Genomic DNA, 13,828 nt, shown 5'->3' on the forward strand with positions numbered 1-13,828 from the left:
GGTCGGCGCGAGATTTGCGCCGGGTCAGCGGCGCTGCAGGAGCACCACGCCGTCCTTCATGGTCGCCGTCTGCCGGCCGTCGGGGCCGGTCGCCTCGCGCTCCCGGATCTCGCACAGCACCACCGACCAGGCGTCCGGGTCGAGGGCGAGCTCGGCGACCTCCTCGACCGGCGTCAGCAGCTCGGGCATCGGCGAGGAGTGCTTCCCGTGGTCGTGCCCGTCCTCCTTCCGTGGCGCCCACGGCGGGAGGTCGGCCTCGGACTCGAAGACGTGGGAGACCAGCAGCAGGTGGCCGCCGGGCCGCAGCCGCGAGGCCGCGCGGCGCAGGACCTCGGTGCGGGGCAGGGCGACCTCGGAGTGCAGGAACGACGCCGTCACGAGGTCGAAGGTCTCCTCGGTGCGCCAGGTGGCGAGGTCGTGGGCGTGCCACTCGACCCGGTCGGCCACCCCGCGGGCCGCCGCGCCCTCGGCGCCCCGGGCGGTGGCGGTGTCGGAGATGTCGACTGCGGTCACCCGCCAGCCCTGCTCGGCCAGCCAGACCGCGTCGCCGCCCTCGCCGCAGCCGAGGTCGAGCACGTCGCCGACCGGCAGGGTGGCCACGACGTCGGCGGTCGTGGCGTTGACGCGCCCCGACCACTTGCGCGGCGTGTCGGCGTAGAAGCCCTCCCAGTGCTCGGCGACCTGGTGCGCGGCCACCTGGGCCGCGTCGAAGTCCTCCTCCACCAGCACGGCGTTGACGACCGCGCCGGCCTTGGCGCCCGCCGACATCACCATCGGCACGGCGGCCATCGGCTCGACCACGTTGCCGACCGCCCAGACCCGCTCGTGGCTGGTGCGCCCGGTCGGGTCGACGGTCAGGAAGCTGCCGAACTGGCCCTCCTCGCGCCCGAGCGCCAGGCCGTCCAGGAAGCCGTCGTGGGGGGCCGGGTGCCCGATCGTGAAGAGGGCATCGACCTCGACCACCTCGTCGGCGGCGGTGCGCACGCCCGTCAGGGCGGCGCCGTCGCCCAGGACCTCGACGACCTCGTCGGGGACCACGCGCACGCCGCGGCTGGCCAGCCGCTGCACGACCGCCTCCTCGAGCGGCTCCATCGCGGCGCTGAGGAGCACGACGTCGTCGCTCCACTGCCGCAGCAGCTGCGCCTGGTGCAGACCCCACGGGCCCGTCGCGAGGATCCCGATCCGGCGCCCGCGCACCTCCCATCCGTGGCAGTAGGGGCAGTGCAGCACGCTGGAGCCCCACCGCTCGGCCAGCCCCGGCACCTCCGGCAGCACGTCGGTGATGCCGGTCGCCACCACCAGCGCCCGGGTGCGCAGCGAGGCGCCCGAGTCCAGCCGCACCAGCAGGGCGGCGCTGTCCTCGGCGAGGTCCTCGACCGCCTCGACCCGGCCCGCGCGCACCTCCACGTCGTACGCCGCCAGCTCCTCGCGTCCGCGGGCCACCAGGGCCGCGGGCTCGAGGCCGTCGTGGCCCAGCACCCCGTGCACGTGCGCGGCGTACCGGTTGCGCGGCTCGCCCGCGTCGACCACCAGCACCCGGCGTCGGGCCCGGCCCAGCATCAGTGCGGCGGACAGGCCCGCGGCCCCACCGCCGACCACGACCACGTCCCAGCTCTCGTCGTACTCGTTCCCCGTCATGCGACCAGTTGACCCGGCCGCTGCTGATGTCGCAATACTCCTTGCGGATATGGCAAGATGTGTCGACAAGGACGACACGGAGGAGGAGCGCTGGTGGTCGACGAGCTCGCCCAGGTGGGAGCGCGGTTGCGCGCGGCCCGCAACGACCGCGGCTGGACCCTCGACGAGCTGGCCGAGCGGGCCGGCATGTCACCCAGCACGCTCTCGCGCCTCGAGTCGGGCAAGCGCCAGGCGAGCCTGGAGCTGCTGGTGCCGCTGACCCGCCTGCTCGGCATCCGGCTCGACGACCTGGTCGCGGCGGAGACGCCCGACCCGCGCGTGCGGCGCCCGCCCATCCGCCGCGAGGGCATGCTGATCCTCCCGCTCGCGCCGGAGGGCTCGCCCATCTCGACGTACAAGGTCAGCTTCCCGCCCACCAACGACCCGCCCGCGCTGCGCGTGCACGACGGGTACGAGTGGCTCTACGTGCTGTCGGGTCGGCTGCGGCTGCTGCTGGGGGAGCAGGACCTGGTGCTGACCCGGGGCGAGGCGGCGGAGTTCGACACCCGCACGCCGCACAGCCTGTCGGCCGTCGGTTCCCGCCCGGCCCAGGTGCTGAGCATCTTCAACGACGCCGGCATGCGCATGCACACCCACACCGCCGAGCCGGGGTAGCGCGCCGGGGCGGCGACGGGTCGGCGCCCGCCCCGGAGGTCCGGGACGGGCGCCGAGGGTGGAGCGAGGCGTCAGCGGACCCTGCGGGTCCTGCTGGTCAGCGTGCGCTTGGCGTAGCCGCGCTCGTTGACGACCACCCGCACCGAGAGCCGTGCCCCGCGCATCGAGCGGGTCAGGCGCAGCTCGTCGCCCTTCTCGCCCCGCACCACCCGGCCGTCCAGCAGCCAGCGGTGGCGCAGCGACACCGACGAGGGGGCCCAGCGTCCGGTGACGGCCGAGACCGTGCGGCCGACCTTCACGGCCCCGCGCACCTTGGGCCGTTCGCCCTCGATGCGACCGGTGCGCACCTGGACCGGCCCCGCGGTCCGGCTGCTGGGCTCGTGGCCCGGCAGGGTGCCGGTCACCTCGACCGACACGTCGCTGCGGACGTCCCGACCGGTCAACCGGTACGACGCCCCGGTCGCGCCGGGGACCGGCTCGCCGTCGCGCAGCCACTGGTAGGCCAGGGCGGCGCCGGGCGCCCAGGTGCCGGGGTCGACGTCGAGCCGCTCACCACCACCGCGCCGTGCCGACGAGCCGCGGCGTGCCGGCCTCGACGTCGGGCCGCGAGACCGGTGCCGTGGACGCTGAGGTGCGCGTCCGGCTCGCATAGCCCTCGAGCGTGCCCGTCACGGCGACGCTGAGGCGGCGACCCACGAGCCCGTCGGCGACCTCGAGGGTCGCCCCGTCGGCACCTGCCACGGGCTCACCGTCGGCCGCCCACTGGTAGGTCAGGCGCGTGCCCGGCGTCCACGCGCCCGGCACGGCCGTCAGCGTCGCGCCCACGACCGGCTCGCCACTCACCGACGGCACGGGGGCGACCAGCTCGCCCTCGGCCACCGGTGCGCTCGGTGCGGAGGTCCTCGACGTGGTGGCGTACCCGGCCTGGGCGCCGGTCGCCGTGACCGTCACGACCGCACCGACCAGGTCGGGCCCCAGGGCCAGGCTCGCGGCGTCGGCGCCCGCGACGGGCTCGCCGTCGGCCGACCAGCGGTAGGTCAGCCGCACCTCGGGGTCGGCCGGCGCCCAGGTGCCGGCGTCGGCGGTGAGGGTCTCGCCGACCCGGGCGGTGCCCGAGAGGACCGGCGTGGGGGCCTCGGTGAACTCGGCCGGGCCCTGCGCCGCGAGCGCGGTGAAGGTGCGCACCTCGGAGAGGTCGCGACCCTCGAACGGGCCGGTCGTCTCGACGTACCAGCCGTGCTCGCCCTCGGGGACGCCGCGCCAGGTGGCGCGCGCGGTGCTGCCCGAGGCGACGTCGCGCTGCACCTCGATGTCGCGGCTGGTCAGCACGTCGGCCCGGAAGGAGTCCGTGGCCAGCGTCTTGACCGCCGGGCTGATGCCGACCGCGGCGTAGGGGATCTCGAACTCCTGGTGCACCTGGTCGAGCGAGGGGTCGTCGGAGTCGTGGTCGCGCAGGGAGGGGGAGTAGGTGCGCACGAGCACGCGACCACCCTGGTTGTCGAAGTGCATCAGGCGCAGGTAGCCCAGGCCGCCCTCGGCCAGGCCCTGGTAGTCGAAGAGCATCGAGTAGACGGTGCGGTCGGCCTCGCCGTCGCCGTCGTCGTCGAAGTCGTCGGTGCGGGTGTAGGCGTCGTGGTAGTGCCCGGAGGACACCGCGAAGACGTTCGGGTTGGGGGCCACGACCTCGTCCATGATCCGTTGCGGCATCGGCCCGAGACCGCCGGTGGTGAGCATGAACTCGTGGACGTTGATCCACACCTTGCGCTCGGGGTGGTCGGCGATCACCTGGTTCATCCACTCCAGCTGCGCGTCACCGGGCGCCCAGCCCATGTAGAGCATCAGGAAGTCGATGCCGCCGGCGCTGATGAGGTCGTAGTGGCCGCGGTTGTCCTGGTGCGACCCGCCGTACCAGGGGTTGCCGGCGAAGCGCGCCTCCCCGAACCACCGGCTGAAGGCGCTGTAGTCGTTGTCGTGCTGGCCCACGTCGTGGTTGCCGGCCAGCACGCCGTAGGGGAGCCCCGCCTCGTCGAACAGCCGGTACGCCGGGTCGGCGTTCTGCCACTGCCGCGGCTCGCTGGCGACGTTGACGATGTCGCCGGTGTGGATCACGTACTGCAGGTCCAGCTCCTCGCGCTGGTCGACGAGGAACTCGTTGATCGCCAGCTGGTGCTTGTTCCAGTCCTGGGTCTCGTTGTAGTACTGCGTGTCGGACTCCCACCCGATGGTGAAGTCGTACTCCGAGCGCGGCGTCGCGCCCGGGTGGTACGGCGTCGGGGTGTCCTCGCGCGTGGACTGCACCCGCCCGGCGAAGCCCTCCGAGTGCTGGACCAGGACGGTGATCTCCCCGTCGACCGCGTGCTCGGCGGCCGGCACCAGCGCCTCGAGCGTGAAGGTCCCGGCGTCGTCGGTGACCCGGCGGGCCACCTCCTGCCACCGGCCCGAACCGGCGCGCTGCACGTGCATGAGCACCTTGGCCCCGGCGTTGGCCGAGCCGGTCCAGCTCAGGCGTGCGCGGGCGTCGGAGCCGGCGTCGGCGGGCACCGCGACCGTGAACAGCTGGTAGGGCAGCGCGTCCGCGGAGGAGACCTCGTGGGTGACCCCGTCGGTGCCGGCGATCTCCGCCCGCTCCTGCTCGTCGAGGGCCACCCGCTCGGGGCGGTCGGTGGCCAGGGCGGTGCCGGTGGCACCCCCGAAGGCCTCGACCTGCGCGTCGGCGGCGGTGAAGGTGTGCCCCTCGCGGAAGCGGACCGTGAGGTCGTCACCGGCCGCCGAGTCGACCAGGGCGGCCAGCGGCACGTCGCCGGCGGGCACCGTGGACTGGTGGTCGGGGGAGACCAGCGCGGTGCTGGGCTGCTCGTCGACGGTGGTGAACGTGATGGTGCGTGCGGTCTGGTTGCCGACCCGGTCGCGCGCGGACAGCACCAGCGTGTGCTCACCTGCAGCCAGCTCCAGCGAGCTGGTCTCGTGGGGCAGCGTGACGGCGACGCCGTCGAGCGTGGCGCTCAGACCGCCCTGCGGGAGGCCGGCGCCGGCGTCGGTGGCCGAGGCGTCGAGGGTGAACGGTCCGCGGGGGGACGAGCCGTCCGCGATGCTCGACTCGACCTCGGGTGCGGTGTTGTCGACGAGCACCTCGCGCTCGACGCTGTCGCGCACGGGGTCGCTGCCGAGGATGGCGGAGACGCGGTGCGCGCCGTCGGTGACGGTGGTGGTGTCCCAGTCGTGGGCCACCGAGTCGAACGCGTCGTCGGGCACCTCGAAGGTGGCGGTGAAGTAGACCTGGGAGGCGTCGGTGAAGCCGACCCGGTCGGTGGGCTGCGGGCAGGCCCGGGCGGTCTCCTCCTGCCCCTCGCCGGCACCGGCGCAGCGCACCGGGCGCAGCACCCGGCCGTCGGGCAGCGCCAGGCGCAGGTTCATCGCCGAGAAGTCGTCGTTGTTCTCGTCGAGGTCGGGGCGGGGCCAGGCCTTGGTGCCGGCGTAGATGCCGACGGTGACGTCCTCGCCCCGGGTCAGGTGGCGCAGCGGCACGGGCGTGCTGACGGTCTCGACACGGTCGTAGAAGCCCTCGTCGAAGATGGTCAGCACCTCCTCGCCGATGCGCACGCCGTTGCGGAAGAAGGCGTCGGTGCTGGTGGCCTCGAAGGCGAACAGCGGCTCGGCCTCGAGGGTGGGCACCGTCGGCGAGACCCGTGTCCCGTCGACGGCGATGCCCAGGTCCTCGGTGCCCCCGGTGTCCTGGGTGTCGCCGGAGGCGGTCGCCGACAGCCTGGTGGTGGCGCCGACGTACTGGCCGTCCTGGACGTTGAGGCGCAGCGGGGCCTGGTCGTCGGGGCTCAGCTGCACCCGCACCGGGCCCAGCGAGCTGGTGTTGGTGCCGTCGGAGGTGCGCACCGAGTACTCGACCCAGCGCTTGCCGTAGAGGTCGACCGCCGGCACCTCGTAGGAGTAGCGGTCGGGGGCGCCGAACTCCAGGTAGCGGCTGCTGGCGGTGTCCTGGTCGGTCTCGAGGGTCAGCTCGACGGTGCGGACCAGGCGGTCGTCGCCCACCTCGAGCTCGAGGGCGAGACCGTCGGTGGCGGGGGCGTCGTCGCTGCCGGTCAGATCGGTGATCCGGGGCGCGGTCGTGTCGTCGGGGGTGGCCACCAGCCCGGCCGGGACCTGCTCGGGCGCGGCGTAGCCGGGGGTGGCGGTGCCGGTGCCGCGCTTGGTCTGCACGGTGCCGGACCCCCACGCGTACTGCAGGGGCTGGTCGGAGACGGTGTCGGCGTCGTCGTGGTAGTAGGCGCGGCTGACGTCGTGGCCGGTGTTGGTGCGCACCTGGATGCCGCGCAGCCCGCCGTTGGCCAGACCGGGGGAGTGGATCTCGACCAGGTCGACCCCGGCGGTCAGCCGGGCGCCGAAGTGGGCGTTGAAGTCGGCGGCGCCCAGGGCGTCGTTCTGGCTGTTCTTGATCCACAGCACCAGGGTGCGGCCGGGCGCGATCACCGGGTCGGCCGGACGGGCCGGCCACAGGGTGGCGTTGAGGGTGACCTCGTTGGCGTCGGTGTAGAGGTAGTTGACCACGTAGTCGGCGAAGGAGACGGGCCGGTCGGAGGCGTTGTAGACCTCGATGAACTCGTAGCCGTCGGCGCTGCCGACGTTGGTGGTGTCGGGGGCGACCTCGGTGACCTGCAGGAGGGGTGCGTCCAGGGCCGGGTCGGTGGCCGGGGGCGGGCCCTGCTCGGGCACGCCCGGGCCGCCCGGGGTCTCGGTCGGGGTCTCGGTCGGGCCCTCGGTAGGACCGGTGGTGGGGTCGGTGGTGGGGTCGGCGTCGAGCTGGGCGGCGGTCGTCGTGCCGGGGGTGGGGGCGCCGTCGGCGAGCGGCACGGCGGCGTGCCGGTCGCCCGCGGTGCTGCCGGGCGACGGGACGGGCGGGACCCGGAAGTGGGTGGAGATCGCCGGGGTCGTCGGCGAGCGGCCGGGCAGGTAGGACCAGCTCACGACGGACAGGGCGTCGGGGCTGCTCGCGTCGACGAGGCCCAGGCCGCGCAGGCCGCCGTTGGCGATCCCGGCCTGGCCCTCGACGCGGACCACGTCGGTGTCGGCGGGGACGTCGCCGTAGAAGCCCCGGAAGTCGGCCTCGGAACGGGCGTAGGTGTCGACCTTGCCGCTGGCGTAGTCGAGCCAGAAGACGGTGCTGGACCCGGCGGGCACCACCACGTCGAGGGGGCCGGGGACGGCGGGGGTGGTCGGGTCGCCGTCGGAGAGGGCGAGGTCGAGGGCGTCGGCCATCGCGGTGTCGCTGGGGCTCGAGGTGGTCGCGTACGACACCCCGATGCCGGCCCGACCCAGGTCGATGTCGGCGTCGGTGGTGTTGGTGACCTCGAAGAACTCGTAGTCGTCGTCGATGTTGGCCGGGTCGCCGTTGTCGGGGTGGATCTCGGAGATGAAGAGGTCCTGGGCGCTGGGACGGGTGGCGCCGGGTGCGCCCGTGGGGTCGCCGCCCTGCGTGGGCTCCGGCTCCACCGTGGTGGTCGGCGTGCTGCTCGGGCCCGTCGTCGGCGACGGCGTGCTCGACCCGGTGGGCTCCTGCGTGGGCTCTGCTGTCGGCTCTGCCGTGGGCTCCGGCGTGGTGGGAGCGGGTGCGAGCTGCTCGGGGTCCACCGTGCCGGGGCTGAGCATCGTGGTGGGCTCGGTGGCCCCGTCGTACCAGACGGGCGCGGAGGTCCCGGTCGTGGCGGGCAGCCGGAAGTGCACGGCACCGTCGGCGACGCTGGCCGAGCGGGGTGGGACGTAGGAGCGGGTGAGCTCGGTGCCGCCGCCGTCGAGGACCCGGATGCTGCGGCCGCCACCGTTCGCGAAGCCGTCCTGGCCGGTCAGGTGCACGAGGGGGACGTCGTCGTCGAGACCGTAGTGGGTGCGGAAGTCGTCGTCGGTCTTGGCCAGGTAGGCGGGTCCGCTGTTCTGGAACCACAGCACGAGGGTGCCGTGGGCCGGCAGCACCGTCTCCACCTCGGGCAGCGGGATCGTGCTGCCCTCGCCGCCCCGGGTCAGCGCCTTGTCGCTGGACGGCGGCGCGCTGCCGCCCCGGTCGTCGTCGGACAGCGAGTAGCTCAGCTCGATGCCCTCGGCGTCGAGGTCGACGGCCTCGTCACCGGGGTTGTGCAGCTCGACGTACTCGAAGTAGCCGGTGCCGGCGTTGTCGCCGTTGATCTCGCTCACGAACAGGCGCGGCGCCTCGACGGCGCTGGGCTCAGAGGCGGTGGGGGCGCTCGGCTGTGGGGAGCCGGAGGCGGCCACCGCTCCGCCCGTACCGGTGGCGAGCAGGGTGATGAGCGTGCCGATGACGGCGCGCGACAGGGTCGACCGACGCATGAAGAGTCCTCTTGTCTGTGGGGTCCGGCGGGACCCTGTCAGAGGCGAGGTGAACGGCGGAGAACGTCGGGTGGCCGGGTGGTGGCCGCCGGTGGACGACTTGCCGAGCGCGCTGGGGCGGTCGGCGGTCTTGCAAAAGATAGTACCTTTGGTGCACCCTCGTCGTGACCGACCCCACACTGCTCACGCCGCCTGGAGACCCGATGGAAGCGATCGCTCCCGCCCACGGCACCGCCACCCTGCTGCTCATCGCAGCCGCCGCGGTCGCCGTCCTGCTGTTCCTCATCATGAAGGTGCGCCTGCACGCCTTCATCTCGCTGGTGCTGGTCAGCCTGCTGACCGCGGTCGCCGCGGGCATCCCGCTGGCGCTGGTGCCCACCGCCCTGACCAGTGGCTTCGGCAGCACCCTCGCCTCGGTCGCGCTGCTGGTCGGCTTCGGCGTGATGCTCGGGCGCCTGCTCGAGGTCACCGGCGGCGCCCAGGTGCTCGCCGACACCCTCATCGGCCGCTTCGGCGAGGCGCGGGCACCCTTCGCGCTCGGCGTCGCGGCGCTGCTCTTCGGCTTCCCGATCTTCTTCGATGCCGGCCTCGTGGTCTTCCTGCCGATCATCCTCACCGTCGCCCGCCGCTTCGGCGGCTCGGTGCTCTACTACGCGCTGCCCGCGGCCGGTGCCTTCGCCGCGATGCACGCGATCGTGCCGCCGCACCCGGGCCCGGTCGCGGCCGGCACCGTGCTCGGTGGCGACATCGGGGTCGTGCTGCTGGTCGGCCTGCCCGTCGCCCTGGTGAGCTGGTACGTCGGCGTCTACCTGGTCTCGCGCCAGCTCGGCGCCCGGATCTACGTCGCGCTGCCCGACCTGCTGCTCGGCCCGGTCAACGGCGGCGGCAGCACCGACGCGCCGACGTCCGACGTCGACGGCTCCACCGGCACCGGTGCCGGCACCGCCACGACGACCGAGACCCGTCCTGCCCCGCCGGCGTTCTCCACCGTCCTGGGGCTGCTGCTGGTGCCGCTGGTGCTGATCGCGCTCAACACCGTGCTCACCACCCTGGTCACCTCGGAGGTCATCGGGGAGGGCAACGGTCTCGTCGAGGCGCTCCAGCTGGTCGGCCAGACGCCGGTCGCGCTGCTGATCACCCTGCTGCTGGCCATCGCCACCCTCGGCCGCCACGGCCGCACCCTCTCCGAGACCACCCAGCTGCTCGACGACGCGCTGGGCCCGATCTGCTCGATCATCCTGATCACCGGCGCCGGCGGCATGTTCGGTGGCGTGCTGCGCGCCAGCGGCATCGGCGAGGCGCTGACCGGCTCGCTGTCCGGCCTGGGCATGCCGCTGCTGCTCCAGGCGTTCCTGATCGCCACCGCGCTGCGCGTCGCGCAGGGCTCGGCGACGGTCGCGCTCACGACCGCGTCGGGGCTGATCGCCTCGCAGGCCGAGGGCCTGCACGACGTGCGCATCGCCCTGCTGGTCGTCGCCGTGGCTGCCGGGGCCACCGTGCTCTCGCACGTCAACGACTCCGGGTTCTGGCTGGTCAGCCGCTTCTTCGGGATGGACGAGAAGACCACCCTGAAGACCTGGACCGTCATGGAGACCACGCTGGGCCTCACCGCCTTCGCCGCCGCGGTCGTGCTGTGGCCGCTCAGCGGCCTGCTGATCTGACCCACGCCGGGCCCGGCCCGCTCAGACGTCGCGCGCCCGGCGCAACCACAACGGTGCGTCGATGCGGGCACAGGTCCGGACGGCCGCGGCCCGGTGCCGCTCGGCGAGGGTGTCCTCGCCGAGAAGCCGGGCCATCTGGGCCAGGTGGAGGTCGACCGGGCCGGCACCGATCGTGGCGTTGTCGGCGAGCAGGCCCGCGTAGGGCGTGAGCGCGTCGTACAGGACCCTGGCCATGTCGGTGCGTCCGACGGCCCGGCACGCCGAGCACAGGTAGGCGACGCCCTGCAGCCACAGCATGTCGTAGGGCAGCGAGTGGAGGTCGGTGCTCACGAACTCGTCGAGGATCTTCTCGGCATCTGTTGGGCGCCCCACCTCGGCGAGTGCCAACGCATGAGCGGCCCGCCAGGCCGGGATGCCGTCGGCCTGGGTGGCGACCTGCGTCTCGATCTCGTCGATCAGCTCGTGCAACCGCCCCTGCATCCAGCGGATCGTGAACAGCTGACCGGCGAACCAGGTCATCGCGTCGGGCTGGTCGGTGGCCACTCCGAGATCGAGCGCGGCGGCGGCGGTGTCCTCCGCCTCCACGAGGTGGCCGCGCAGCACCAGTCGCCCCGCCTGCCAGGTGCGCACCATCCACAGCCGGGAGTGGTGGCTCAGTGCGGTCGCGCTCCGGTCGGCACGCTCGAGGAAGTCGTCGGAGGTCTCCAGGTCACCGAGCATCAACGTGGCCTGGGTGTGGCCGACGGCCGCCATCATCTGCAGGCCGTCATCGCCGCTCCGGGTCGCGACCTCGAGCAGCTCGGCACTGATCCGCGCGCAGCCGCGAGGATCGCTGAACGAGGCGTAGGTGACGGCGTAGTGGTCGGCGAGCGTCCTGCCCAGCATGAGGTCGTCGCCGCACCGGCGCGCCAGCTGCAGCGCCTCGGTGCTGCGCCGGACGGACTCGAGGCGGCGCTCCGGGTCGCGCACGGTCTCCAACGACCACCCGGCGAGCAGTCGCGAACGGGTGGCGGGGTCCGCTTCGGTGTCGGCTGCGAGGGCGGCTTCGAGCACGGCGACCCGTTCGTCGTCGATCTCTGCGGTGCTCGACCACCAGCCACGACTGTTCGCCACGGCGGCGGCGGCCAGCCTCGCGGTGTCGCCCTCGGCCCGGGCGAGCTCGGCCGAGCGCAGCAGCGTGGTGCGGTACTCGGGGCGGCCGGCCTGGAGCTGGGCGATCCCCAGCTCGGTGAGCAGGTCGGACTCGCGGGCCGGGGGGAGCGATCCGGGGCTGAGGCCCAGTGCCCGGGTGTAGTGGTCGACCGCCACCGCCGGGGCCCGTTGCTCGAGCGCGGAGCGCCCGGCCAGGACCAGGTAGTGGATCGCCTCGGTCGTCGGTCCGACCACGGCGGCGGCCGCGAAGTGGTGGGCCAGCTGGTGGTAGTGCGACGCCAGGTCGACCAGGTGACGACGCTCGAGCGAGGTGGCGACCAGGCGGTGCAGCTCGGCCCGGCGCAGCGGGGGCACGGCGTCGTACAGGGCGGCCCGCACGACGTCGTGGGAGAACACGTACTCCAGCCGGGGACCCGTCGACGCCTCGATCAGCAACGTGTACGCGGCCGCGTCGAGGCGGGCGTCGAGGTCGGACGCCTCGAGGCCGAGCGCCTCCTGGGCCAGGGTCGGGTCGAAGCTCCGCCCGATCACGGCCGCGCAGGTCAGGAGCTCCTGCACCGGTGGGGGCAACCGGCCCACCCGCTGCTCGACGAGCTCGCGCAGGCCCTGCGGCAGGCCCGTGGCGGGGGCGCCCGCCGGACCGCGGGTGTCGACCGTCTGCCGTGCCAGCTCCAGGGCGAACAGGGGGTTGCCGCCGCTGGCCGCCTCGATCGACACGGCGAGGTCGCCCGGCGTGGGACCGGTGTCCGAGCCGGTCTCGATGCGGTCCGCGAGCAGCTCTTCGAGGTCGGCGCGCGACAGCCCGGCGAGGGGGACCCGGGAGACCTGCTCGGAATGGCGCACGAGGTCGGCGATGGCGGCGGTGGTGGCATGGGCGGGCTGGTGCTCGCGGTCGCGGTGCGTCGTGACGATCACCATCGGCAGCGGGGTCGGGCTCCGCAGCAGACGGCGCAGGAGGAGCAGGGTGGCCTCGTCAGCCCACTGCAGGTCGTCGATGACGACGAGGAGCGGCTCCGTCACGCACGCGTGGGCCAGCCACTCGGCGACGGCCTCGAAGAGGCGGTAACGCTCCGTCTCGGGGTCCGACGCCGGACCAGGGACGACCTCGGCGGCCAGGAGGGTCGTCAGGCGGGGGAGCAGCCGCACGAGAGGCCCGGGCGAGCGTCCCAGGCACGAGGGGAGGTCGGCCGGCGCGCACGAGTCGACGTAGTCCTGCAGCATCTCCATCAGCGGCTGGTAGGGCACGGCGATCGTCTCGTCGCAGCGTCCGAACAGCACCCGGGCCCCACGTGCGCCGCAGCGGGCCGCGAACTCGGCGGCGAGCCGGGTCTTGCCGATGCCGGGTTCGCCGCTCAACGCCACCAGCCCGGGCCCCCGGTCCCGGCGCCGCCAGGCGGCCTCGAGCTCCGCCAGCTCCGGCAACCGTCCGCTGAACGGCGCCTGCACGCGTCGCGAGACCTCCTCGGGCAGGGTGCGACGCCCGTCACGCGGTGGCGCTCGGCGCACCGGGACGCCCGTCGGGGCCCGCGTGGCGCCGCCGTCGTCCTGCAGCACGGCTCGGTGCGCCTGCACGAGCTGCTGACCGGGCTCGAGTCCCAGCTCCTCGACGATCACCGTGCGCGCCTCCTGGTACGCCGCGAGCGAGTCGCCGCGGCGGCCGTCCTGGTGCAGGGCACGCACCAGCAGGGCCCACCACTGCTCCTGGAGCGGGTGCCGGGTCACCAGGGACCGCAGCTCGCCGAGGACTGCGGCCTGGTCGCCGCACGCGATCTCGGCCTCGATGCGGTCGGCCAGCACCCGGGTGCGCCGGCTCTCCAGCCCCGCCGCCACCGGACGCAGTCCGCTGACGTCGGACAGGTCCCCGAAAGCGGGCCCGCGCCAGCACCCCTCGGCGGCCCGCAGCGTGGCTGCGGCGCGCTCCGGCGGGCCCGCTGCGAGCTCGGCACGGCCCCTCTCGGCCAGCGCGGCGAACTCTGTCGCATCCAGGGTGGAGGCACCCGGCGCGAGACGGTAGCCGCCGCTCGACGCCTCGACGTCGACCGGCAGGGTGGCGCGCAGGCGCGAGACGTGGGCCTGCAGGGCATGGACCGGGTCGCGTGGCGGGTGCTGGCCCCAGAGGTCGTCGACGAGGTGGTCGGGCGACACCGGGTGGCCCTCGCTGGTCGCGAGCCGGGCGAGCAACGTCTGCTGCTTGCGTCCGCCGATGCGCAGGTGCTCGACGCCGACGCGGGCTTCGACAGGACCGAGGACAAGGACTTGGAGCATGGCACCTGGGATGACGACGTCGGGTCCTCGACCGTAGCGCCCCCGGCGCACCCCTGTGAGCGTTTTGTGAGGGCTCGGTGAGCGCCGCCTGCTCGGATGAGGGCCGG

6 protein-coding genes are annotated in these 13,828 nt (G+C 74.0%); 2 read left to right on the top strand and 4 right to left on the bottom strand.

What is annotated here, in order from left to right:
• Window positions 1–24: 24 nt before the first annotated feature.
• Entirely contained in the window at window positions 25–1,638 is a 1,614-nt protein-coding gene (locus H0S66_RS12840) for a bifunctional NAD(P)/FAD-dependent oxidoreductase/class I SAM-dependent methyltransferase (protein WP_179615731.1), read from the bottom strand.
• 93 nt (window positions 1,639–1,731) lie between these two features.
• Here H0S66_RS12840 and H0S66_RS12845 point away from each other — a divergent pair, with 93 nt between their 5' ends.
• Window positions 1,732–2,292 (top strand): helix-turn-helix domain-containing protein, encoded by a 561-nt coding sequence (locus tag H0S66_RS12845; protein WP_219633571.1) that lies wholly within the window; start codon window positions 1,732–1,734, stop codon window positions 2,290–2,292.
• 71 nt (window positions 2,293–2,363) lie between these two features.
• Here the strand turns inward: H0S66_RS12845 and H0S66_RS12850 are convergent, their stop codons facing one another.
• Together H0S66_RS12850 and H0S66_RS12855 are read right to left on the bottom strand one after the other, a co-directional pair.
• Window positions 2,364–2,942 carry a hypothetical protein gene (locus H0S66_RS12850; RefSeq protein ID WP_180923615.1) on the bottom strand — a complete coding sequence of 193 codons (579 nt, stop codon included), beginning with the start codon at window positions 2,940–2,942 and terminating at the stop codon, window positions 2,364–2,366.
• Window positions 2,842–8,643 carry a metallophosphoesterase gene (locus H0S66_RS12855; protein ID WP_219633572.1) on the bottom strand — a complete coding sequence of 1,934 codons (5,802 nt, stop codon included), beginning with the start codon at window positions 8,641–8,643 and terminating at the stop codon, window positions 2,842–2,844. The genes H0S66_RS12850 and H0S66_RS12855 overlap by 101 nt, the downstream gene beginning before the upstream one ends.
• Before the next feature lie 203 nt (window positions 8,644–8,846).
• Between H0S66_RS12855 and H0S66_RS12860 the strand changes: the two genes are divergently transcribed.
• The gene (locus H0S66_RS12860; RefSeq protein WP_179615733.1) at window positions 8,847–10,304 is read left to right on the top strand and encodes a GntP family permease; all 1,458 of its coding nucleotides are present in this window, start codon (window positions 8,847–8,849) and stop codon (window positions 10,302–10,304) included.
• Window positions 10,305–10,325: 21 nt separating this feature from the next.
• On the opposite strand, the gene H0S66_RS12865 is transcribed toward H0S66_RS12860, so the two are convergent.
• The gene (locus tag H0S66_RS12865; RefSeq protein WP_179615734.1) at window positions 10,326–13,721 is read right to left on the bottom strand and encodes an ATP-binding protein; all 3,396 of its coding nucleotides are present in this window, start codon (window positions 13,719–13,721) and stop codon (window positions 10,326–10,328) included.
• Between the last annotated feature and the right edge of the window lie 107 nt (window positions 13,722–13,828).

The sequence above is a fragment of the Nocardioides marinisabuli genome (genome assembly GCF_013466785.1).
GTDB lineage: Bacteria > Actinomycetota > Actinomycetes > Propionibacteriales > Nocardioidaceae > Nocardioides > Nocardioides marinisabuli.

Excerpts from the sequence above, each read along its gene's own strand:
- H0S66_RS12850 (WP_180923615.1), bottom strand. The coding sequence starts at position 2,942 with ATGCGAGCCGGACGCGCACCTCAGCGTCCACGGCACCGGTCTCGCGGC.
- H0S66_RS12855 (WP_219633572.1), bottom strand. The coding sequence starts at position 8,643 with ATGCGTCGGTCGACCCTGTCGCGCGCCGTCATCGGCACGCTCATCACC.
- H0S66_RS12865 (WP_179615734.1), bottom strand. The coding sequence starts at position 13,721 with ATGCTCCAAGTCCTTGTCCTCGGTCCTGTCGAAGCCCGCGTCGGCGTC.
- H0S66_RS12860 (WP_179615733.1), top strand. The coding sequence starts at position 8,847 with ATGGAAGCGATCGCTCCCGCCCACGGCACCGCCACCCTGCTGCTCATC.
- H0S66_RS12840 (WP_179615731.1), bottom strand. The coding sequence starts at position 1,638 with ATGACGGGGAACGAGTACGACGAGAGCTGGGACGTGGTCGTGGTCGGC.